Raw genomic sequence first — 20,443 nt, 5'->3', positions numbered from 1 at the left:
CCGTGGCCGGCGAGAGTTGGACGAACCCGGGAACGCGCCTCGACCGGACTTCAGGGCACCAGACCATGGACCGGAGGAAGGCCGTCGTCCTGGTACCCGGCGGCGACGTAGGAGACGACCGCTCCGGGGACCGCGACGAGACTTTGGCTGTTCCTTCCGTGACGGTTGTCGGGGTCGAAGAGACGTTCACCGTCGAACCGGATCCAGCGCGGTGTGCCCGCGCGTTCGGTGTCGGTGTCCTCCGTCGGGACGGCCAGCACGGCGCGCTCGCCCTCTTCGATCCCCGCCTCTTCGACGTCGCCCGTCCTCAGCTCGTTAACAGCGGAGACCAGTGCACCTTCCAGCACGGCGGTGGGGCCATCGAGGTAGTAGCCGATGTCCCACTCGACCTCGACGCTGGAGACGACCTCGCCGTCGGAATCGGACTTCTTCAGCCGTCGAGGACCGAGCGCCTCCGGCTCGTTCTGGGCGACCACGGCACCCTCGGTGTCGGCGGCCAGGGTGCCGGGGGCCATCTCGTACTGGTGGTACTCCTGCTCAGGATGGTCGGGGACGACATCGACCGGCTCTCCGGTGTTCAAGCCGAACAGACTTTCCCCGGCCGCGACCACGGGATCCCCATCGCTCCACGTCCTGGGCCGAACGATGCCGGCATCGTCCCACGCCAAACGTCGGGACGGCTCCACTTCCGCACGCCAGAGCTCATCACCGGTCGTGGTGTCCAGGACGACCAAGGTCCGCTTCGCGTCCTCGGGCCGCCCCACTCGGTCGAGGGCCAGCATCAACCCGGTGTCTCCACTCTCCAGATCACCATCGTCGAAATGTTCCTCGTCCAGGCAGGTCCGGGAGACCAGTAGACGGTCGCCGTACAGTTGCGTCCGCACGCTTTCCCCGGGCAGGCAAACGCGACCGGTTTCCCGGGTCAGGGGGTACTCCCACTCGGGTTCCGCGGAGTCGAGGTCGTACCCCACCACGGAGCCGCCTCCGTCGTCTTCCTTGACCTCCATCATCCGATCGGCGTTCACGTGCCGCCGCCAGGAGTCGGCGTCCTCGTCCTCGTGTTCGGGCAGCGTCCTCTCTCGAACGATCTCGCCGGTGGCGGTGTCCAACACGAGGATGGTGCCTGGTGCCGCGCGGCCCTCCCGGTGCATGAAATAGACGTGCGACTCGTCCCCCCGGACGAACCCGAACCCGAGGATCTCGGAGTAAGAGCGCCGATAGGTCCACAACTCTTGTCCGGTGGCCCCGTCCAGGCCGACGAAACCGTCCCGGTACCGAACGACCGGGCCCCGGAGGCCGCGTCCCACATCCTGGATCGGCTGTTCGGGCTCCCAGGACCACCCCACCCGGGCGACGTCGGTGGGGAACGGTTCGGGTTCGCCCGCAGCCGCGACCCGGTGTTCGACTTCCACCCAGGTGGTGAGCGCCGGGGTCAGGGCAGTGACCATGAGCAGGGCCGTCGCACCGGCGACCAGGCCACCGAGCAGGGCCTTCCAACCACCACCGGTTGCCGTTATGGGAGCGAAGACCAGTAGCACAATCCCCAGCACGACCGCGCCGATACCGCCCCACACCCCGAACGTCTCCGCGAGGTAGAGGCCGCTCTCGGACACGGACGATGACACGAATCGAGTCGGGAAAGCCCACCAGGCGAACCCCACGGCCGTGGCGGCGGCCAAGGACCGGAGCACGAGACCGGAGGCGCCGGACCCCTTCTCTTCGTCATCGGCCGGAGCGGAGTCTCGGTCGCGTCGGATGTTGATCCGCACCACCAGCACTATGAACGCCATGAAGAGCAGCAGGACCACAGGGATGGCGAAATCCTCCGCCGCCTCGGAATCGATCCCGGCCAGGCGGACCGCGGTCAAGACCACGCCCCCGGCCATGGTCGTCATCCCGGCCCATCCGAGCACGCCTGCGTTCCGCCCGCCCACGCCCGACTCCCTGTCCACTTGTGCCCTGCTTGTCACCGTTCGTACGCAGGGAGCAGCCTAGAGGTTCGGCTCAGCGCAGGACGAACTCGCCCTTCGGGCCACGCAGGACCGCCTCAAGCAACGGGCTGGAGCCTTTGGTGAGGTCCAAGTCGACGCCGAACGCGGACAGGGCCGGGGCGAGGCGGGCCGGCTCGGGGTGTTCGGCGCGCAGGGACAACAGTTCCAGGGCGGGTAGATCCCCCAGGCCGGGCTGCGGCGTACTCCCCCAGTCGATGAGGAAGGGCACCGGCGCGGGGTAGGCCTCAGGTTCCCGTTTGGCCAGGTGCCAGTGAAGGACATCACCCTCGGGGGTGGCCCGGGACCAGGGTTCGACGTCACCGGGGTCGTGTCCCACCGCGCGGGCCCGCTCCACGGCGGCGGTCAGGTCATCGTCGACGCGGACCGCGAAGGTCGCCAGGTGGGGGCGTTCCAGGTCGGCCAGACCGAATACCTCCACCGGCCCGGGGCCGGCGCGTTCGGGATCGGGGCCGACGATCTCCAGGTAGTGGGGCGCGCGCTCACCGTTCACCGTGAGGGCGACCAGGGCGTTGGCCGAACCGACCGGGTGCCGGCCGCCCCGGGCCGGTGCGACGCCGGTGCGTTCCGCGAAGGCGGATACCGCCGCCGCCAGGTCCGGGACGGCGTAGACCAGGTGGTCGAGGGTGCCGGGAAAGCTCATCGGGTGTTCCTTACTGTCAGGTGGGCATGGGCCGACGCCGGGCGCCCCGGGCCGAGATCGGACCCGTGTGCCGTGCGCGGAACGGTGCGCCGGCACCACGTTCGTACGTTCCGGCCTCCCCGCGAGGCAGGCTGTTCAGGCCTTGTCGGCGGGAAACCCTCCGGTGGCGATCGGGCCCCATTGTTCGGCGGTGACCCGGACCAGGGCCTTGCCCTGCTGCCGCATCGCCTGGCGGTACTCGTCCCAGTCGGGATGCTCGCCCGCGATCACCCGGAAATACTCGACGAGGGGTTCGACGGCGTCCTCCCCATCGAGGACCTCAGCGGTGCCGTCCACCTGAACCCAGGGTCCGTCGAAGTCGTCGGAGAGGACGACCAGGCTGACGTGAGGGTCCTTCCGGGCGTTACGGGCCTTGGCGCGCTCGGGGTAAGTGGAGACGACGATGCGGCCTTCGACGTCGACCCCACAGGTCACCGGCGAGGCCTGGGGTGAGCCATCGTTCTTCCGGGTGATGAGCAGCGCGTGATGGCGGGGGCGAACGAAGTCCAGGAGTTCGTCCGGTCGACCTTGGTGTTGGTGGCGATCTTGCGGGCCATGTTCTCGCTTCCCCGGGTATGCATTCGGTAGCCCCGAAACTACCCGGGTCGCTTCGGCCGAACCTCGTGCCGTTCCGAGGGATCAGCAGGCGTCGAACACGTGGCCGGCTTCGGTCTCCGACACCAGGTCGAGGTCGCGCAGGATCGTCCGCGAGGGCGGAGCGGAGTCGCACACTTCGGCGAAGGAGGTTCCGGCTTCCTCCAGGTCCTCCTGGTATTCGATGGCGAGCACGTTCTCCTCGCCGTACACACGGGTGTAGCCGTCACATTCCGACCACGCTCCGCAGGATTCGGTGATGGCGAAGTCGAAGCCGACCTCCTCCTTGCCCCTGTCGGCTTCCTCCACCGTGTTCTTCTGCGCCGCGCCCATGCCCCGCTCATGGGTCAGGGCCACGAGATCCGTTGCGAGGGCGAGATTGTCGTCGCTGGTCAGGGCTTCATCGGAACGCAGGTAGGAGTCCAGGTTGTCGAACTCGACGGCGTCGAAGCCCGCTTCGGCGCACCGGTCGATGGTTGCGGTGAGCGCCTCCGCGATGCGTTCACGTCGGTCCGAGGTCGAGGTGTCCAGGAGGAACTCATCCGGCCAACCCGGATCCGCCACCGGTTCCCCGTCCTCGTCGCGAAGGAGGAGATCGGGGGTTTCCCGCCAGGCGTCCAGGTCACCCGGCTGTGTCTGGAATCCGTTGACGTAGCAGACCGAGTACAGGTCGGGTTCGGGGTCGGCGGAGGAGTCACGCACCACGATGTCGATCCCCGGTGGCGGTGGGTAGGCCCCGCCCAGTTGGTAGTCGAAGCCACCTTCCCCGGGAAGGCCGTCCGGGCTCCCGGAAGCACAGGCCACAAGGGACGCGGCCAGCCCCACGGACATCAACGCGGCGCGCCCGACACGAGCACCCAAGGTGGTCTTCCCTTCGACCCGGTGAGTGGAAGGAGAGGTCGGCCCCGAACAAGGAACCGCCTCCCCTCACCCAGTCAAGCACCCGAAGACCCCCACCCCACACACAGGGACGTAGCCCGCTCACCGGAAGAACTCCTGGGTCGCGGCCGTGGTCCCCTCCATCCCCGCGTGCGCGGGGAGCAGTCTCGCTGACCTGCGCCTTTACTCGGCGAACATGCTCGAATCTGCAACTTGTTGAAAGTTGGACATCAAGACCTTTCCTCGCAAAGGGGACTGATCAAGTCTTCGAGGCTCTTCACACTATGGTCAACGGTAGCGGAGGAGCCCTGGTTTTGAGGGACAGCCGTGGCGTTACAGCCATCCGGCGGTGAGGTGGTGGGCGAAGGCACCGGCTAAGGCGGCCAGGGTGTAGCCGAACAGGGGCCAGGCGATGCGGCGGCGTCGGCGGGGTTTGCGGTGGCTGTGCGGACGCCGGGGACGACGCGGGAGCGGCGGGCGTTCCGGTCGAGGGCGAGGCACCCACGGGCCGTCGTCAGGGGCCGGCCGGGGGTGCGGGACCAGGGGTTTCGGCAGCCGGCCAGGTGCGGGCGTGGGTTCGTGTGGACGTTGGGGTGCCCAAGCACTCCATTCATCGATGAGGGCCACCCGGCGCTGTTCGCGACGTGGCGGTGCCGAGTGGGTGCGGGAGAATCGGCGGCCTCGGGGTGCCTCCAGCACCGCGCGCATCTCGGAGGAGATCGGGTCGGCGCTCACCGGTCAGCCTCCGTGGTGGTGAGGGTGAATTCGGCCCATACGAGGGTGCCCAGCCCGGCACAAAACGGGAAGTCCACCACCGGTCGACTCCCCCAGCGGGTGGACAGGTGTTCGATGAGCAACAGCCCACGGCCGCGTTCGGCCTCCTCCCTTTCGGTGGCGGTGAGCTGGTGCGGGATGTGCGGGAGGGTGGGGGCTTCTTCGCGGGCACCGTCGTCGATGGTGGACACGCACAGGGTGTGGGCGGTGGGCATGGACAGGGTGCGCAAGACCCTGCCGTCGTGTTGGCCGGAGCGGGAGTGATCGCAAGCGTTGGCGAACATCTCGCTGGCACAGAGAACGATGGTCTCGGACTGGTCAGGGCACAGGCCTTCGAGGCGGTGCAGGTCGGCGCGCAGGTCTTCTCGAACCCAAGCGGCTTGGGCCAAATCACCGGAGTAGACGCGGCCGGCCCACCTTCGCCCGGCGAAGGGCGGGGTGGGGGTGTGGAAGGGCGCACGGGAACGCGGCACAATGGGCATGACGCACTTCTCCTCAGGCAAGAGGGACTGGTGTTGTCACTGGGCCCTGGAGGCGCTGCTATCGCCCCCAGGGCCCGTTTTCATGCGGTCACCTTGATCAACAACCGGCAGAGTTCCCAGCTCTGGCGAGCCGAGCCCCTTCCGCACCTGGTGACTACGGCCGCGACTGAGCCAGGTGACGCTTTTCAATCACGACGAATCCTCCGGCACGGCACTCCGCCACCAAAAGACTCAGCGAGCCACTGGATAGTCTTATCCTTAACTATGAATTTCCTACTTTCAAGTCCAAAGTTACTTTGTGTGGAATGTCGGATTCTGCAATCGGAAGTTCGTACTAGGATCAGCGACATGTCCCATTGCCCCCAGCCCCAGGAGGAGCACCTTGGCCGCAAAGCCACCACCCCTTCCCACTGTCGGCAAGCGGCAGTTGGCTCGCGAGCTTCGGCAGGGGCGTGAAGCCGCCGGGTTGACACTCGACCAAGTGGCGGCTGAGCTTGACTGGGCAAAGACAAAGGTCCACAACTACGAGAACGGCCGCTGGACCAGGGGAAACCTCACCGACCTCAGGGCGCTCCTGGATCTTTTCGGCATCACAGACGCCAAGCGCCGAGAATCGCTGGAGACCCTCATGCGCGACGCGAAGAAGAAGGGATGGTGGGTCGCCTACGGAGATGCGTTCGAGGGATCGCTTCCGGCCTTTGAGGATGAGGCCGCCCAGATCAGCAGCTACGAACCAGTGTTCATCCCTGGGCTACTCCAAACACCTGAGTACACCGATGCCCTCATGCGCTCCTATTCCTTCCTCAGCCCTGATGGAATCGAACGCAAAGTCGAAGCCCGCATGCGACGCCAAGAGATCTTGAACCGCAGCTCCCCTCCGACACTCTCGTTCGTCATCGAAGAGGCAGCCGTGCAACGCCTGACCAGAACACCGCATGTGTTCGGGCCCCAGATACAGCACCTGGTCGAGGTGGCAGAAGGTTCTCCTCAAGTCTCTATCCAGATCATGCCGTTAAGGTCAGGGCTGCATGGGGCGTTGGGATCCTCGTTCATGATCCTGGACTTCGATGGAGATTTCGATCTGTCGATCGTCCACACTGAGACGGCCACACGCAATGGCTATCTTGAAAGCAAGGAGGAGGTGGCACTTCACAGGACCATGTTCACCCAAGCATGCGGAAGTGCCCTCTCCCAGGGAGAATCAACCGCGTTACTTAATGAACTCCTCCAGCAGAATAGATAATGAATTGCAGGACTTGACCATGCGCTCAACCACCGACCACCACCCAAGCCCCTTCCACACCTCCAGCTACTCCTCAGCCGCTGACAACTGCGTGGAAGTTTCGGAGGGACCCACAGGCGCAGAGATACGCGACACGAAGCACCGTCAGCTCAGCACACTCTTCTTCAACGCAAGTGAGTGGCAGGCCTTCCTCGGGACGGCACGACACGATGTGGACTGAACGAAACAGATCCAGCGCCAACTGGCGTAAGTCCAGCTACAGCAGCGGAAACGGCCAGTGTGTGGAGGTAGCGGACAGCCCGTCAGGCACAGCCGTGCGGGACACCACCCACCGTGATCTCGGAGCTCTCCTCTTCGACGTCCACGAGTGGCGAACCTTCATCGACTCCACCAAAGCGCGACCCTGAGGGTCGGCCGCACACAGCGATCAGGCCCCACCTGCTTTGCAGCGGGTGGGGCCTGATGCTCGTCGATCCAGCAGGGTCCGCTATTCGGCGGCGTTCAGCAGCACGTCCACCAGGCGCTCCGCCGCGTCCGGCCTTCCATGGGCGCGGGCGTTGGTGGCGATCTCCTCACGCCGGGCCGGGTCCGTCAGCAACGGCTCGACCGCGCTCTGGAGGCTCACGGGGGTGACCTCGCCGAGCAGCGCCACCGCCGCGTTGGACTCCTGTAGGTGGCGGGCGTTGTGCGCCTGCTCGTTACCGGCCGACGAAGCCAGGGGGATGAACACCGCCGCCTTACCCAGGGCGGTGAGTTCGGCGATGGTGCCGGCACCACTGCGGGAGATCACCACGTCCGCCAGCGCCAGCACGTCGGGCAGCTCGGGGCCGACGAAGTCGGTCAGGTGGTAGCGCTCGGCCAGGCCGGGCGGGAGCTGCTGTGCGCTCTCTCGGAGACCCGCGACGTTGGCCGCGCCGCACTGATGAACCACGTTCGCACGGGCGAGCAGCCAGGGCAGGATCGCGCGGACGTTGTCGTTGATCTGCGCGGAACCCTGCGCGCCACCGGTGACGTAGATGGTGGGCAGCTCGGCGTCGTAGCCCTCGAAGCCCAGGCCCTTGGCGCCGAGTTCGGCCCGGCCGGTGAAGACCTCGGGCCGAACGGGGTTACCGGTGACGACGGCGTCCTCTTGGGAGGAGTCGGGCAGCAGCTCGACGGAGGACTCGGCGGACACGGCGATCTGGGCACCGGCGCGGGCGAGGACCTTGTTGGCCAGTCCCAGGCGCACGGTCTGCTCGTGCACGACCAGGGGCTTGCGGCACATGCGGGCGGCCAGGCCGACGGGCACGGCGACATAACCACCGGTGGCCAGCACGACGTCGGGTTCGAAGTCGGATACGAGCTTGCAGGCCTGGGCGACTCCCCGGGGCACGTTGGTCATGTCCTTGATGTTGGCGGGGGAGGCGAGCTTGAGGGGGTTCTTGGAACGGCGGATCTTGCCGGTGGCCACCGCCTCGAAAGCGATCCCGTTCGCGGTCGCCACCCGCTTCTCCAGGCTGCCCGCCGCGCCCACCCACAGCACATCGAGGGAGTGCCCGGTCGTCTCCAGGCGCTGTCGGAGCGCGTTGATCGCGGTCAGCGCGGGGTAGGTGTGGCCGCCCGTGCCGCCGCCGGTGACGATCAGGCGCAGGTCTCGATGGTCAGGGGTGCTGTTCACGCGGTTCCCATCCGGGTGGGTGATGAGGTGGTAGGGCCGAGGCTGCTCGACCCCTGAGCACGTTAGCCGGGTCCGAGGGCTGCCGAGGCCTGGTATCGGGGCGAATCCGGATCGGATCATCGGGGTGCCCGAACTACTGGGACGGGCCGCCACCGGGTTCGGTTCACGGGTTCTTGGAGAGGAACGTGCGAACGCGCCGGGCGACGTGGGGGGCTCACTCCCGGGTGACGACCGGTTCGAAGTCGACCCCGTAATCGTACAGCCACCCATGGCCCTCGAACCTGGTGCTGGGGCTCCTCCCTCCGGGTCAGCGGTCGAGGGTCCAAGGGAGATCGAAGAAGGGGAACAGGGTGGTGTCGAAGAAGATCGAGCAGTGTCCGATCCCCTCCCCCGTCATGGCGAGCACGTGGATGCCGAAGGCCCGGTAGACGCCGTCCTCGCCACGCAGGTACATGGCGAAGGCGGGCTGTCCGTTGGCGGCGGTGGGCACCAGGGCGAGGTCACCCGGCGCCTTGGCCGGGCACTGGGCGTGGATGAGCCGCACGATGTTCTCGGGTCCGCGTACCCAGGTGGCGAACGGTGGCATCTCGAACGCCGCCTCGGCGGTGAAAAGGTCGGTGAGCGCACCGATGTCGTAGCTCTCGAACGCGGTGACGTACCGCTCCAGCAGCTCACGTTGCTCGGCCCTGGGCGCGGGGATCCGGTCCTGTTGTGGGAGTTCCTTGGCCAGCTGGGCGCGGGCCCGCTGCAACAGACTGTTCACGGCCGGGACGGAGGTGTCAAGGATCTGGGCGACCTCGGCGGCGCTGAACCGCAGCACCTCGCGCAGGATCAGCACGGCCCGCTGTTTGGCCGGCAGGTACTGCAGGGCGGCCACCAGGTCCAGGCGGACGCTCTCGCGGTCGACCACCACGGTTCCCGGGTCGTCGACGCCCACCCCGAGGCGGTCCGGTATCGGCTCCAGCCAAGGGACCTCCGAGCCGTCGGCCAACTCGGACTCGGGGCTGTCGGTCGGCCCGCCCAGGCCGGTGGGCAGGGGTCTGCGCCCACGTTTGTCCAGGGCCGTCAGACACACCGTGGTGGCGATGCGGTGCAGCCAGGTGCGCAGGCTGGAGCGGCCCTCGAAGCGGTCGATCCCCTTCCACGCGCGTAGACAGGTTTCCTGGACCAGGTCCTCGGCGTCGTGCACCGAACCGAGCATGCGGTAACAGTGCGCGTACAACTCTCGGCGGTAGGGGCCGATGAGTCGCGCGAAGTCCTGGTCGATCGTCGTCTGCTCAACCACGATCGTCACGCTACGCCGCACCTACGACAGAACGGATCGGGCGTGGTCGTTCCTTTGCCGGAATTTCTTCCGGTGGGCCCCTGGGCCGGTGGCCGGCGCCCTCCGCCGGGCGCCGACCACCGGTGGCGTGGACCTCCTCCGTTCTCAGGCCTCCTGGGGCGTGGCCTCCATGGCGGCCAGGTGTTCGGGGCTGAGCTGGACGATCTGCACGTAGTTGCCGTCGGGGTCCTGGGCGGTGGCGAACAGGCTCCCGTCACGGTCCTCCAGCGGGGCGACCCACGGGGTGCCCAGCTCCTCCATGCGGGTCGCGACGTCTCGTGCGTCGGCGACGTCGAAGTTGAGGATCATCCGAGGTGCGTCGGTGGCCCTGGATCCGATGTCGTCGCGGCGGTCGATCATCATGTAGAAGTTCCCGAACTTGAGCACCCGGTAGTCGTCCATGGTGTCGTTCTGGACCGGGTCGAGCACGGCGGCGTACCAGTCGCGCAGGCGGTCGGGGTCGGTGCTGGCCAGGAGCATGCTGTCGAGGACGGTGTTCTTCACTGTTTTCTCCCTGTGGTGTCGTTGGTCTGGTCGTTAACCCGTACCGACTCGGCGGAGACGGTGGAACTCATCGCGGGCGTCTCACTCCTGGATGAGGCCGATGACGTTGCCCGCCGGATCGGTGAACCAGGCGACCAGGGGTCCGCCGCCCTCACGGACGATCCCCTTGGCGTCGTGCCGGAACCCCTCGTAGCGCAGCATGGTGATCCCGCGGCGGACGAGTTCGTCGACGGCGGCGTCGATGTCGTCGACCGGCAGGTTGAGGACGGTGAACACGGCGGGCGCGTGGTCGGGTTTGGCGTAGACGAGCACGCCGTGGTTCTTGCCCAGGTCGATCTGGAACAGGCCGTGCTCTTCCATCCCCGGTACCGGCCGGACGTCCAGACCCAGGGTGGTGCCGTAGAACTCTCGGGCGGTGTCGGGGTCGGGGACGGCGAAGGAGCCGAAGGCCCGGGTGGTGTCGAACATGTGGTCCTCCTCGAAGGTCGTGTCTCACCCGTGTGGACCCGGGTGGTGGGCCGAACTCATCGCCTCGGTGGACGTGAGCGGGTCAAACAATGCGGACGATTCCGTGCGTACCCCTTGGGTGACGCACCGTGATCACCGGTGTTACTTTCGCGTGGGCGAGAGGGCGTCTCACGTGGCCCGGTTCGCCGGTGTCCGACAGAGGGCACCGAACCTTGTTCGAGGGAGATCGCACATGCGCGCAGTGGTGTTCGAGGACTACAAGCAGTTCCCCTCACTCACCGAGGTGCCCAAACCGGAGCCGGGCCCGGGAGAGGTGCTCCTGCGGGTGGCCGGCGCCGGGGCGTGTCACTCCGACATCAGCGTCTACCGGGTGTTCGAGAAAGGGCAGCCCGGCGCCCAGAAGCCGCCGTTCGTCCTTGGGCACGAGAACGCCGGATGGGTCGAGGCGCTCGGCCCGGGTGTGAGCGAGCGGATCCAGGTGGGCGCCGCGTACCTGGTCTACGGTCCGATCGGCTGTTGGCACTGTCGCCAGTGCGCCCAGGGGGTGGAGACCTACTGCGAGAACGCCGCGTCCCTGCCGTACCTGGCGGTGGGACTGGGCCGGGACGGCGGCATGGCCGAGTACATGACGGTGCCCGCCCGGCACCTGGTCCCGCTGGGCGACGCCGACCCGGTTGCCGCGGCCCCGTTGGCCGACGCGGGCCTGACCCCCTACCACGCGATCAAGGAGGCGCTGCCGTACCTGGCCGGCGGTGGTCGGTACGCGCTGGCCATCGGGCTGGGCGGCCTCGGCCTGATCGGGGTGCAGATCCTGCGGGCGTTGACCGGCGCCACGGTCATCGCCACCGACGTCAAGGAGGACGCGCGCGCCCGCGCCGAGGCGGAGGGCGCGATCACCGTAGGCGCCGGGGAGGACCAGGTGGAGAAGATCCGCGCGCTCACCGGCGGGCACGGTGTGGACGCGGCCTTCGACTTCGTGGGGGCGGCCCCGACGGTGTCCACGGCGGCGGCCTCCATGGCACAGGGCGGTCGTTGCACCATCGTGGGCATCGCGGGCGGCACCCACGAGTTCTCGTTCTTCAGCAACCCCTACGAGACCCACATGACCAACACCTACTGGGGTTCGGTGTCGGAACTATGGGAGGTGGTGGAGATGTACAAGGCCGGGCAGATCCGCCCGGACGTGGAGCGGTTCGCCATGGACGACGCCTTGGAGGCGTACCGGAAGCTGGAGGCGGGCGAGGTCAACGGTCGCGCGGTCGTGACCCCGAACCCGAGCTGACACGGGGGTTCCGGCATCTGCCAGGATTCCCAGAACATCGCCGGACCACTGTGGAGGAGACGAGATGGATCTGGGAATCACCGGCAGGGTCGCACTGGTGACCGCGGCAAGTTCGGGGTTGGGTAGGGCCATGGCCCTCGCCCTGGCGGCGGAGGGGGTGAGCGTGGCCGTGACCGGCCGTGACACCGAACGTCTCGGGGCCACCGTCGACGCCTGCCGGGCGACGGGGGCTCGGGCCATCGGTATCGAGTGGGACCTGGCCGAGCACGGGCGCGCCGGGGAGGTCGCCGAACGGGTCGCCGCCGACCTGGGGCCGGTGGACATCCTGGTCAACAACACCGGTGGGCCGCCGCCCACGCCGGCCCTGGGTCAGGAGCCGGCCCTGTGGCAGGACATGTACGCGGCGATGGTGCTGCCGGTGATCGAACTGACCGACGTGGTCGTGGGCGGGATGCGCGAACGCGGTTGGGGGCGGATCATCACGAGTACCTCCTCGGGTCCGATCGCCCCCATCCCGAACCTGGGCGTGTCCAACACGCTGCGGGCCTCACTGCACTCCTGGTCCAAGACGGTGGCCACGGAGGTCGCTGCGGACGGGGTGACCGCCAACGTCATCGTGCCGGGCCGGATCGCCACCCCACGGGTGGACTCGTTGGACCGCGCCCGGGCCGAACGTGAGGGCCTTTCGGTGGAGGAGGCCCAGGCGAGGGGCCGCGCCTCGATCCCCGCGGGCCGTTACGGCGACCCGGCCGAGTACGGCGCGGTGGCGGCCTTCCTGGCGAGCAGGCAGGCCGCGTACGTGAACGGTTCGGTCATCCGGGTCGACGGTGGTCAGGTCCCGTCGGTCTGAGCCGGTGGTCCGAGCCACCGTCCGGGGCGCGCTCGTGGTCCGGCGCGCCCCGGCCCCGTCCCTTCAGGGGCGGGTGCGGCGCTTGGGCGGCAGGGGGAAGAAGGCGCTGGTGCGTTCGGTGTACTCGGCCCAGCCGGGGCGACCGGCCATGTGCTCCTCCATGAGCCGTTGGCCGGAACCCCGGGTGAGCAGGTAGGTCATCACCAGTGGGGCGGGCAGGGTGAACAGGACCCACCACGAACCCGCGGCGACCAGGAACAGGCCCCACCACACGCACGCGTCGCCGAAGTAGTTGGGGTGGCGGGTCCACGCCCACAGGCCACGGTCCATGATCCGGCCCTTGTTGGCGGGGGCGGCCTTGAACCGGGCGAGCTGGGCGTCGCCCACGGACTCGAACAGGAACCCGGTCAGCCACAGCAGCGCGCCGAGCGCGGCCACCCATCCGAAGGTTCCGGAGGTGAACGCGCCCACCTGGATCGGCGTGGAGATCAGCCACACCAAGGCTCCCTGGAGCAGGTAGACCACGCGCAGCGCGTAGAGGTTCGGGTCGCCGGGCGCGTTGGCCAGGAACCTCTCGTAGCGCGGGTCCTCGCCCTTGCCCCGGCCGCGCAGACCGATGTGCACCGCCAGGCGCAGCCCCCACACGGTGGTCAGCGCGACCAGCGGCCAGACGCGGGTCGGGTCGCCGTGTCCGGTGGCGATGACCACCACGCCGGTGGTCAGCGCGGTGGCCGCGAAGGCCGCGCCCCAGGCGGAGTCGACGACGCTGTGCCGGCCCAGCCGCACCCCGATCGCGAAGGTGGTGAACATGACGGCGGCCAGGACAAGGGCGGTCACCCCCAGGTTGAGGGCCAGGGCGGCGCCCACGCTCACGTGGTCTCCTCGGGGCGCTGGGCCAGGATCTGGTCGACGCCCATGCGTCCCTCCTCGAAGGCGAGCGCCCCTCCGGCCAGGTACAGCCGCCACACGCGCGCGGTCTGTGGGCCGGCGATCCGCACAAGTTCGTCGAATCGGCGCTCCAACTCCTCGGACCAGGCGCGGGCGGTGCGCACGTAGTGTTCGCGCAGCGCCCGTACGCCTCGCACCTCCAGCCCGGCGTCCTCGATGAGCGCGACGGTCTCACCGAGCGGGCGCATGTGCATGTCGGGGGCGATGTAGCGCTCGATGAACGGGCCGCCACCGGGGTAGGCTCCGCGCCGGGACATCTGCTGGACCAGGAGGGAGCCGCCCGGGCGTAGCAGGTCGTGGAGTCGTCGGGTGAAGGGCCCGTAGGCGTCCCGGCCCACGTGTTCGCCCATCTCCACGGTGGCCACGGCGTCGAACCCGTGCCCGACGGGTTCGTCGAAGGTGTCGTCGGCGATGTCGCGGTAGTGCAGCAGGCGCACGTCCACCAGGTGTTCCAGTCCTTCGGCGGCGGCACGTTCGACCACGTGGTCGTGTTGGCGCGCGGACAGGGTCACCGCGTGCACCCACGCCCCGTACTCGCGAGCGGCGTGCAGGGTGAGCGAACCCCACCCGCAGCCCACGTCCAGGAGTCGGTCGCCGGGGCGCAGTCCGAGGTCGGCGCAGACCAGGTCGAGTTTGGCGCGTTGGGCCTGGGCCAGGGTCTGCTCGGGCCGGTCGGGGTCCCAGTAGGCGCAGGAGTAGGCCATGGTCTCGTCTAGCAGGAGTTCGTAGAGGTCGTTGCCGGCGTCGTAGTGGTGGGAGACGGCGGCGGCGTCGCGTTCGCGGCTGTGGAGCCGCCCGCCCATGCGCGCCTCGACGGATGGCGCGAGGGGTGGTGGTCCCACCAGCCCCAGGACCAAGGCGACGTGGGCCACGCGTGCCCAGTCGAGCGGCCCCGGCACCGAGGTACCGTGTTCGCGCACCGAGGCCCACACTCGTCGCAGGGCGTCGGTGAGGTCGCCCTCGACCTCAAGGCCCCCGGTGACGTAGGCGCGGGACAGGCCCGGTTCTCCGGGGCGGGCCAGCACGTGGCGCAGGGCGTCGCGGTCGCGTACCGTCACGCGCGGCGCGTTCGCGGGGCCGTACTCGCTGCCGTCCCAGGTGCGCAGCCGCACCGGTGGTACCCCGTTGAAGAAGGCGGCGATCAGGGGGCCCAGCAGGTGGGCCGCCCCTCGCGTGCCGGGGCCGCTCCCGGGTCGGGCGGTGGCGGTGGTGGCGTCGGTAGCGGCACGGGTGGTGGTGGTCATGCGGGACGCTCCAGGGTGATCTGTTCGACGTCGATGATCCCGGACCGGAATCCGGCCTCGCAGTAGGCCAGGTAGAAGGTCCACATCCGGCGGAAGACCGGATCGAAGCCCAGGTCGGCGACCTGGTCGGCCGCGTCGACGAAGGTGCGGCGCCACACGGCCAGGGTGTCGGCGTAGTCCCGACCGAAGGCGCGCCGGTGGGTGACGCGCAGTCGGGTGTGGGCGGAGAACTCTCTGCGCAGGGCGGTGATCGAGGGGATGAGTCCGCCGGGGAACACGTACTTGTGCATCCAGGTGTAGGAGCCGCGCGAGGCGCGCATCATGGCGTGCTCCATGGTGATGCACTGGAGCGCCACCCTGCCGCCGGGCCGGGTGAGGCGGTCCAGGGCGGTGACGTAGGCGGTCCAGTACTTCTCGCCCACCGCCTCGATCATCTCGCAGCTGACCACGGCGTCGTAGGAACCGGTCGCGTCGCGGTAGTCGCACAGTCGCACCTCGACCCGGTCGGCCACACCGGCTTCGGCAACGCGGGCGCGGGCCAGGTCGCGTTGCTCGGTGGACAGTGTGATGGAGGTGACACGAGCGCCGCGTCGGGCGGCCCGAACGGCCAGTTCGCCCCAACCGGTGCCGATCTCCAGGAGTTCGGTGCCCTCCTCCACCCGGGTGGAGTCCAGGAGCCGGTCGATCTTGCGTTCCTGGGCTCGGGCCAGTCCGTGGGCGTCGCGCGGGTCGTCGGCGGTGAACAGCGCCGACGAGTAGGTCATGGTGCGATCCAGGAACAGCGCGAACAGGTCGTTGGACAGGTCGTAGTGGTGACTGATGTGGCGGCGTGCTCCCGCCCTCGTGTTGCGGTCGGAGTCGGGGCGGCGCGGCAGCGTGACGTGTCGCAGTGGGTGCAGGGCCGGGGGGACGAGTCGTTCGTAGTGCTCGGCCAGGCGGGTGAGCAGGGCGACGAGGTCGGGTGAGTCCCACTCCCCCGCCATGTACGACTCACCGAACCCGATGAGGCCGTCGTGGGCCAGGCGGGCGTGGAAGGCGTCGGGGTCGCGCAACCACAACACGGGGGCGGTCCCGTCAAGGGGTGGTACGCCGGTGCCGGTGTGCACACGGATACCGGCCAGTGGGACCGCCCGGGCCGTCACCAGGCGGGCCACGGCGGTGCGCAGCCCGCTACGCGGCACCCGGGCCACGTCGGGCCAGCGTTCGGCGTTCGGGGAGGTGGCTTCGACGGTGGTCATTGACGTGCTCCTCGCGGTTCGTGATCCGAGCGGTGGACGGGCCGCTCCCGTATGGGCAGGCCACGCAGGTAGAGCCGGACGCCGTGGAGGCGGATGCGTGCCGCGTCGACCAGTGGCGCCAGCGGGTATCGCAGGTTCAGCCACAGCAGGGTGGCCCTGGTGAGGGGACGTCGCAGACCGCGTACCGAGGCGGTGAAGGGCGGGTGTCCTTCGCGGTGCAGGGCCACGGTCAGGTCCAGCCGCTCGCCGGGTTCGGTCAGGGAGAGCCGGTAGTGGCCGTCGACGTCGTTGAACGGGGACACGTACAGGGCCTTGTCCACTCGGGCCCGGCCGCGTTCGTCGGTGCGCAGGAGGTAGCGGTGGCGGTCGCCGTAGGTGTTGTGCACCTCGGCGACCACCACCCGCGGCACACCGTGGGGGTCATGGCACCAGTACACGGTCAGTGGGTTGAACACGTATCCGAACACGCGGGGGTGGGCGAGCATGAACACGCGCCCGCCGGGCGGTTCCACGCCCCGGTCGCGCAGGTAGGAGTCCAGGTCGGCGCGGATCGTGGCCGCCCGCCCGGAGCCGTGGTCGGCGGGGTGGAAGCCGGCCAGCGGACGCAGGAGCCGGGGCGGGCGCGGCGGGTGGTCCAGGTCCACGAACCAGTAGAGGGTGCGGTGGGCGAAGGCGTACCGCACCGGGGCCGACCGCACGTGGCGGACGGTCGCCTCGTACAGGGCCGGCGCGCCGGTCACCACGTCCTCCCCAGGGCGGCGGCCGCTTCCGCGCCGGCCCGGCATCCGTCCTCGTGGAAGCCCCAGCCGTAGTGGGCGCCGGCGTAGGCGAGGGTGGGGCCGTCCAGGGAGCGCAGACGACTCTGGGCCGCGACCGACTCGGGGGTGAAGACCGGGTGGGCGTAGTCCATCGCGGCCACCACCTTCGCGGGGTCCACGTCCGCGTCGTCGTTGAGCGTCACGATGTAGTCGTCCCCCTCCGGCAGCCCTTGAAGCCGGTTCATGTGGTATCCGACCCGCACGGGGGCGCGGCCGGGGGCGCAGGCGGGCAACCGGTGGTTCCAAGACGCCCAGGTGGCGCGATCGTCGGGTAGTACGGAGGTGTCGGTGTGCAGCAGGGTGCGGTTGCGCGTGTAGGTGAAGGCGCCCAGTACCTCGCGTTCGGTGTCCGTGGGCTCCTCCAGCAGGTCCAGGGCCTGGTCCGCGTGGGTGGCGACCACGGCGGCGTCGAAATCGGCCGTTCCGGAGTCGGTGCTCACCCGTACGCCGCCCTCGCTCCTGGCCAGCCCGCGCACCGGGGTGCCGGTGCGGACCGAGCGCAGGTTCTTGGCCACCCGTTCGACGTAGGTGTGCGAGCCGCCCTCGACCGTGCGCCAGCGGGGTGACCCCCAGATCCCGAGCATGCCGTGGTGTTCCAGGAAGGTGAACAGGTGGCGGGCCGGGTACTCCAGGGCGGTGCCCGCCGGGCAGGACCAGACCGCCGAGACCAACGGGAGCAGGAAGTGGGCGGTGAAGTAGGGGGTGAAGCGGTGGCGTTCGACGAAGGCGCCGAGGCTGGGACCGACCGCGCCCCGCTCTTCGTCCAGGCGTCGGGCGGTTCGGAGCAGGCGGTTCGCGGCCCGGTGGAAGCGGGGGACGTCGGCGAGCATGCGCAGGTAGTCGACGCTCGCCCTGGAACGGTCGGGCCACATGGCCCGGAGTCCTCGGGCTCCCGCGTACTCCAGTCCGCAACCGGCGCAGCTCACCGACAGGCTCATCTCGGTGGGGCGGGTGGGGACGTCGAGTTCGTCGAACAGGCGCAGCAGGTGGGGGTAGGTGCGGCGGTTGTGGACGATGAAGCCGCTGTCCACGCCCAGTGGTTCGCCGTCGGGCCCGGGAACGTCGTGGGTGTGGGCGTGTCCGCCGAGCCGGTCGTCGGCCTCGAACAGCGTGACGTCGTCGTGACGGTGCAGGACGTGGGCGGCGGTGAGCCCGGAGATCCCGCCGCCGATCACCGCGACCCGCCGTCTGTGGTGTGTGCTCATGCGCCCTCTCGTGTGGGGTGGTGCGACCATCACGAGGTATTCGGTGCCAAGGGCCGGGCGGATGGGTCCCGTGGCAAGGCGTGGGTCAGGGGACGAGGGCGTGGACGGCGGTGAGGTGGGAGAGGACACGGCCACGGGAGTCCACGCCCAGCGCCTCGAACACCCACCGGGCGTCGGGTCCGGGTGGGCGAAGGAAGTCGGCGTGTTCTCCCGGTACGCCCCGTCCGGGCCCGGCGAAGGTGTCCGGGTCGGGCACGGTCGCGGCCCCGGTGGGCGGCGCGAACTCGGGGTTCGGCGTCAGACCTTCTCGGAGGGCCGCGGGCCGAGTCCGAGGGCGGAACGCAACTCGTCGCAGGCCGCCGCGCAGGTCTCGTCGAAGGTCACCACCTCGACCGGTCCGCCCCGCGCCCATCGGGCGAGCTGGTCGTGCCACTCGCCGCGCGGCATGGACACCGTGTCGGGTGGGGTGACGTCCTCCCCGACCACCACCGGGAGGCCGTCGGTGAGGACGGTGACCCGGTGCTCGGGGTAGGCCCGTGCGAGGTCGGTGTCGAGGGGACCGGAGGAGTGCAGGACCACGACGTGGGTCTGTTCGGGGCTCTCGTTGGTGGTCATGGGCGCCTTTCCTTGGGGGAACGCGCCCAGAACCCTACTCGCCCAGGACCCCTCCGAAACGTGATCCACAGGGCCGATTCCGGTCACCGGTCCCGAGTCCGTCGTGCGGTTTATGGACAACTCATCCGTTTCCCACCAGGCTGGGCGCATGCGAATCCTGCGTCACCTACAACGCATCGACAAGAGCGTCTACGACAGGGTGACCCGGGTGGGCACCCCACGGCTGGACGGCTACACGCCGCGGTTCGTTCAGGCCACCGACCACATGGCCCCCTGGATGATGGTCTCGGCCACCCTCGCGGTCACCGGCGGTCCCAGGTTGCGGCGCACCGCGCTGCGGGCCATCGCCGCGGCCGGCCTGGCCAACGCCGCCGCCTCCGGGATCAAGTACCTGGCGCGGCGGCCCCGACCGGACAGTTCGGCGATCCCCGCCGCGAGGTTCCCCTACCGGGCCTACTTGAGTTCCTCCTTCCCCTCCGGGCACACCGCCGCCGCGTTCGGGTTCGCCGGTGGGGTGGCCGCGGACGCGCCCAGGCCCCTGTCGGCGCTGGTGATCGCGCTGGCCGGCGCGGTGGGGTTCTCACGGGTGCACAGCGGCGTGCACTACCCGGGCGACGTGCTCGGCGGGATGGCGGTCGGGTTCGTCTCCGCCCTGGCCGCGCGGGCGCTCATCCCGCCCAGGCCCGAACTCGTGCACGGCGCGAGCACCGTCCCCGCCGGCGAGGCCGACGTGGACCCGGAAGGGGCCGGGGTGACGCTGGTGCTCAATCCGCGTTCGGCCGAAGGCGCCCTGCCCAGTCTCTCCATGACCGACACCACCACCCGGGTGGCCCGGCAACTGCCCCGAGCACGGATCATGCCGATGTCGGCCGACGACGACATCCTGGAGGTGATGGACAAGGCCGCACGCGACTGCGAGGTGCTGGCGGTGGCGGGCGGCGACGGCACGGTGAACGCCGGTGCGACCGCCGCACTGGCGCACGACCGTCCCCTGTTGGTACTACCGGACGGCACCCTGAACAACTTCGCCCGCACCCTGGGGCTGACCTCGGTGGACATCTCGTTGCGCGCCTTCGCCGACCGCCGTCTGGCGCGGGTGGACGTGGGCGAGGTCGACGGGCACGTCTTCCTCAACACCTCCTCGTTCGGGTCCTATCCGCACATGGTGGAGCATCGGGACCGGTGGGAGCAGCGGATCGGCAAGTGGCCGGCGTTCGCGTTGGCGCTGTGGCGGGACCTGCGGGAGGTGCGGCCCACCCCGGCCCTGGTGGACGGACGTCCGGCCAAGGTGTGGTGGGCGTTCGTGGGCAACTGCCGGTACCGGACGCACGCGCGGGTGCCGGGGCTGCGCGAGCATCTGGACGATGGACGTTTGGACGTGCGGGTGTTGTGCGCCCGGTACCCGTTCCCCCGGTTGCGCGCCCTGATGGACGTCCTGTTGGGGCGGCCGTTGTCGGGGCGGGGCTACAGCGAACGCCTGGTCGAGTCGTTGACCCTGGCCATCCCCTCCCGGCCGAGGTTGATCGCGGTGGACGGCGAGGTCATGGAGGGCTCGCCGACGATGTCGTTCCGCAAGCGTCCGGCGGCGCTGCGGGTGTTCGTGCCCGCGGGGCAGGGACGCTGAGGG

At 69.4% G+C, this 20,443-nt stretch carries 22 protein-coding genes and 1 pseudogene; 6 read left to right on the top strand and 17 right to left on the bottom strand.

The annotated features are described in order from the left end of the window. Positions 1–50: 50 nt before the first annotated feature. From ACWGSK_RS25090 to ACWGSK_RS25065, 6 genes and pseudogenes are all read right to left on the bottom strand, one after another. Entirely contained in the window at positions 51–1,934 is a 1,884-nt protein-coding gene (locus ACWGSK_RS25090; protein WP_452456917.1) for an outer membrane protein assembly factor BamB family protein, read from the bottom strand. A 70-nt stretch (positions 1,935–2,004) separates the two neighbouring features. Further along, positions 2,005–2,652, bottom strand: a complete 648-nt coding sequence (locus tag ACWGSK_RS25085; protein ID WP_452456916.1) for a VOC family protein — start codon at positions 2,650–2,652, stop codon at positions 2,005–2,007. 135 nt (positions 2,653–2,787) lie between these two features. Next, a pseudogene (locus tag ACWGSK_RS25080) lies at positions 2,788–3,248 on the bottom strand (PPOX class F420-dependent oxidoreductase). A gap of 82 nt (positions 3,249–3,330) precedes the next feature. Next, a complete protein-coding gene (locus tag ACWGSK_RS25075; protein WP_452456929.1) occupies positions 3,331–4,116 on the bottom strand; it encodes an endo alpha-1,4 polygalactosaminidase in 786 nt (261 codons plus the stop codon). Between the two features lie 381 nt (positions 4,117–4,497). After that, complete coding sequence (locus tag ACWGSK_RS25070; RefSeq protein ID WP_452456915.1) at positions 4,498–4,899, bottom strand: hypothetical protein; 402 nt, start codon at positions 4,897–4,899, stop codon at positions 4,498–4,500. Further along, a complete protein-coding gene (locus tag ACWGSK_RS25065; RefSeq protein ID WP_452456914.1) occupies positions 4,896–5,420 on the bottom strand; it encodes an ATP-binding protein in 525 nt (174 codons plus the stop codon). The genes ACWGSK_RS25070 and ACWGSK_RS25065 overlap by 4 nt, the downstream gene beginning before the upstream one ends. Positions 5,421–5,802: 382 nt before the next feature. Between ACWGSK_RS25065 and ACWGSK_RS25060 the strand changes: the two genes are divergently transcribed. From ACWGSK_RS25060 to ACWGSK_RS25050, 3 genes are read left to right on the top strand one after another with little or no spacing between them, the layout of a single operon-like run. After that, positions 5,803–6,663 carry a helix-turn-helix domain-containing protein gene (locus ACWGSK_RS25060; RefSeq protein ID WP_452456913.1) on the top strand — a complete coding sequence of 287 codons (861 nt, stop codon included), beginning with the start codon at positions 5,803–5,805 and terminating at the stop codon, positions 6,661–6,663. Then, the gene (locus tag ACWGSK_RS25055) at positions 6,638–6,883 is read left to right on the top strand and encodes a DUF397 domain-containing protein (RefSeq protein WP_452456912.1); all 246 of its coding nucleotides are present in this window, start codon (positions 6,638–6,640) and stop codon (positions 6,881–6,883) included. Before ACWGSK_RS25060 ends, ACWGSK_RS25055 begins: the two co-directional genes overlap by 26 nt. Beyond that, the gene (locus ACWGSK_RS25050; RefSeq protein WP_452456911.1) at positions 6,873–7,070 is read left to right on the top strand and encodes a DUF397 domain-containing protein; all 198 of its coding nucleotides are present in this window, start codon (positions 6,873–6,875) and stop codon (positions 7,068–7,070) included. Before ACWGSK_RS25055 ends, ACWGSK_RS25050 begins: the two co-directional genes overlap by 11 nt. A gap of 80 nt (positions 7,071–7,150) precedes the next feature. Here the strand turns inward: ACWGSK_RS25050 and ACWGSK_RS25045 are convergent, their stop codons facing one another. The 4 genes from ACWGSK_RS25045 to ACWGSK_RS25030 all read right to left on the bottom strand — a co-directional run bounded on the left by ACWGSK_RS25045 (position 7,151) and on the right by ACWGSK_RS25030 (position 10,616). After that, the gene (locus ACWGSK_RS25045) at positions 7,151–8,320 is read right to left on the bottom strand and encodes a UDP-N-acetylglucosamine--N-acetylmuramyl-(pentapeptide) pyrophosphoryl-undecaprenol N-acetylglucosamine transferase (RefSeq protein WP_452456910.1); all 1,170 of its coding nucleotides are present in this window, start codon (positions 8,318–8,320) and stop codon (positions 7,151–7,153) included. Between the two features lie 307 nt (positions 8,321–8,627). Continuing rightward, positions 8,628–9,614, bottom strand: a complete 987-nt coding sequence (locus ACWGSK_RS25040; protein ID WP_452456909.1) for a sigma-70 family RNA polymerase sigma factor — start codon at positions 9,612–9,614, stop codon at positions 8,628–8,630. Between the two features lie 135 nt (positions 9,615–9,749). Then, positions 9,750–10,148 carry a VOC family protein gene (locus tag ACWGSK_RS25035; RefSeq protein WP_452456908.1) on the bottom strand — a complete coding sequence of 133 codons (399 nt, stop codon included), beginning with the start codon at positions 10,146–10,148 and terminating at the stop codon, positions 9,750–9,752. A gap of 81 nt (positions 10,149–10,229) precedes the next feature. Then, positions 10,230–10,616 (bottom strand): VOC family protein, encoded by a 387-nt coding sequence (locus tag ACWGSK_RS25030; RefSeq protein ID WP_452456907.1) that lies wholly within the window; start codon positions 10,614–10,616, stop codon positions 10,230–10,232. A 232-nt stretch (positions 10,617–10,848) separates the two neighbouring features. Here ACWGSK_RS25030 and ACWGSK_RS25025 point away from each other — a divergent pair, with 232 nt between their 5' ends. Both ACWGSK_RS25025 and ACWGSK_RS25020 read left to right on the top strand, forming a co-directional pair. Continuing rightward, positions 10,849–11,898, top strand: a complete 1,050-nt coding sequence (locus ACWGSK_RS25025; protein ID WP_452456906.1) for an NAD(P)-dependent alcohol dehydrogenase — start codon at positions 10,849–10,851, stop codon at positions 11,896–11,898. A 64-nt stretch (positions 11,899–11,962) separates the two neighbouring features. Next, positions 11,963–12,748 carry an SDR family oxidoreductase gene (locus tag ACWGSK_RS25020; RefSeq protein ID WP_452456905.1) on the top strand — a complete coding sequence of 262 codons (786 nt, stop codon included), beginning with the start codon at positions 11,963–11,965 and terminating at the stop codon, positions 12,746–12,748. Positions 12,749–12,811: 63 nt separating this feature from the next. Here the strand turns inward: ACWGSK_RS25020 and ACWGSK_RS25015 are convergent, their stop codons facing one another. The 7 genes from ACWGSK_RS25015 to ACWGSK_RS24985 all read right to left on the bottom strand — a co-directional run bounded on the left by ACWGSK_RS25015 (position 12,812) and on the right by ACWGSK_RS24985 (position 18,816). Then, on the bottom strand, positions 12,812–13,621 hold the full coding sequence (locus ACWGSK_RS25015; protein ID WP_452456904.1) for a DUF1295 domain-containing protein: 810 nt from the start codon (positions 13,619–13,621) through the stop codon (positions 12,812–12,814). Further along, entirely contained in the window at positions 13,618–14,940 is a 1,323-nt protein-coding gene (locus ACWGSK_RS25010) for a class I SAM-dependent methyltransferase (protein ID WP_452456903.1), read from the bottom strand. The genes ACWGSK_RS25015 and ACWGSK_RS25010 overlap by 4 nt, the downstream gene beginning before the upstream one ends. Continuing rightward, positions 14,937–16,178, bottom strand: a complete 1,242-nt coding sequence (locus ACWGSK_RS25005) for a class I SAM-dependent methyltransferase (RefSeq protein WP_452456902.1) — start codon at positions 16,176–16,178, stop codon at positions 14,937–14,939. The genes ACWGSK_RS25010 and ACWGSK_RS25005 overlap by 4 nt, the downstream gene beginning before the upstream one ends. Next, positions 16,175–16,963: a DUF1365 domain-containing protein gene (locus ACWGSK_RS25000; RefSeq protein ID WP_452456901.1), complete on the bottom strand. Its 789-nt coding sequence runs from the start codon at positions 16,961–16,963 to the stop codon at positions 16,175–16,177. The genes ACWGSK_RS25005 and ACWGSK_RS25000 overlap by 4 nt, the downstream gene beginning before the upstream one ends. After that, positions 16,915–18,201, bottom strand: a complete 1,287-nt coding sequence (locus tag ACWGSK_RS24995; protein WP_452456900.1) for an NAD(P)/FAD-dependent oxidoreductase — start codon at positions 18,199–18,201, stop codon at positions 16,915–16,917. The genes ACWGSK_RS25000 and ACWGSK_RS24995 overlap by 49 nt, the downstream gene beginning before the upstream one ends. 85 nt (positions 18,202–18,286) lie before the next feature. Then, the gene (locus tag ACWGSK_RS24990; protein WP_358515842.1) at positions 18,287–18,457 is read right to left on the bottom strand and encodes a hypothetical protein; all 171 of its coding nucleotides are present in this window, start codon (positions 18,455–18,457) and stop codon (positions 18,287–18,289) included. 41 nt (positions 18,458–18,498) lie between these two features. Further along, a complete protein-coding gene (locus ACWGSK_RS24985; protein WP_358515845.1) occupies positions 18,499–18,816 on the bottom strand; it encodes a hypothetical protein in 318 nt (105 codons plus the stop codon). Positions 18,817–18,964: 148 nt separating this feature from the next. Between ACWGSK_RS24985 and ACWGSK_RS24980 the strand changes: the two genes are divergently transcribed. Further along, a complete protein-coding gene (locus ACWGSK_RS24980) occupies positions 18,965–20,440 on the top strand; it encodes a bifunctional phosphatase PAP2/diacylglycerol kinase family protein (protein ID WP_358515848.1) in 1,476 nt (491 codons plus the stop codon). The last annotated feature ends 3 nt before the right edge of the window (positions 20,441–20,443 follow it).

It is taken from the genome of Nocardiopsis sp. NPDC055551, from assembly GCF_053619415.1.
The sequence above is the reverse complement of the archived record's forward strand: the minus strand, read 5'-3'. Positions and strand labels throughout refer to the sequence as shown.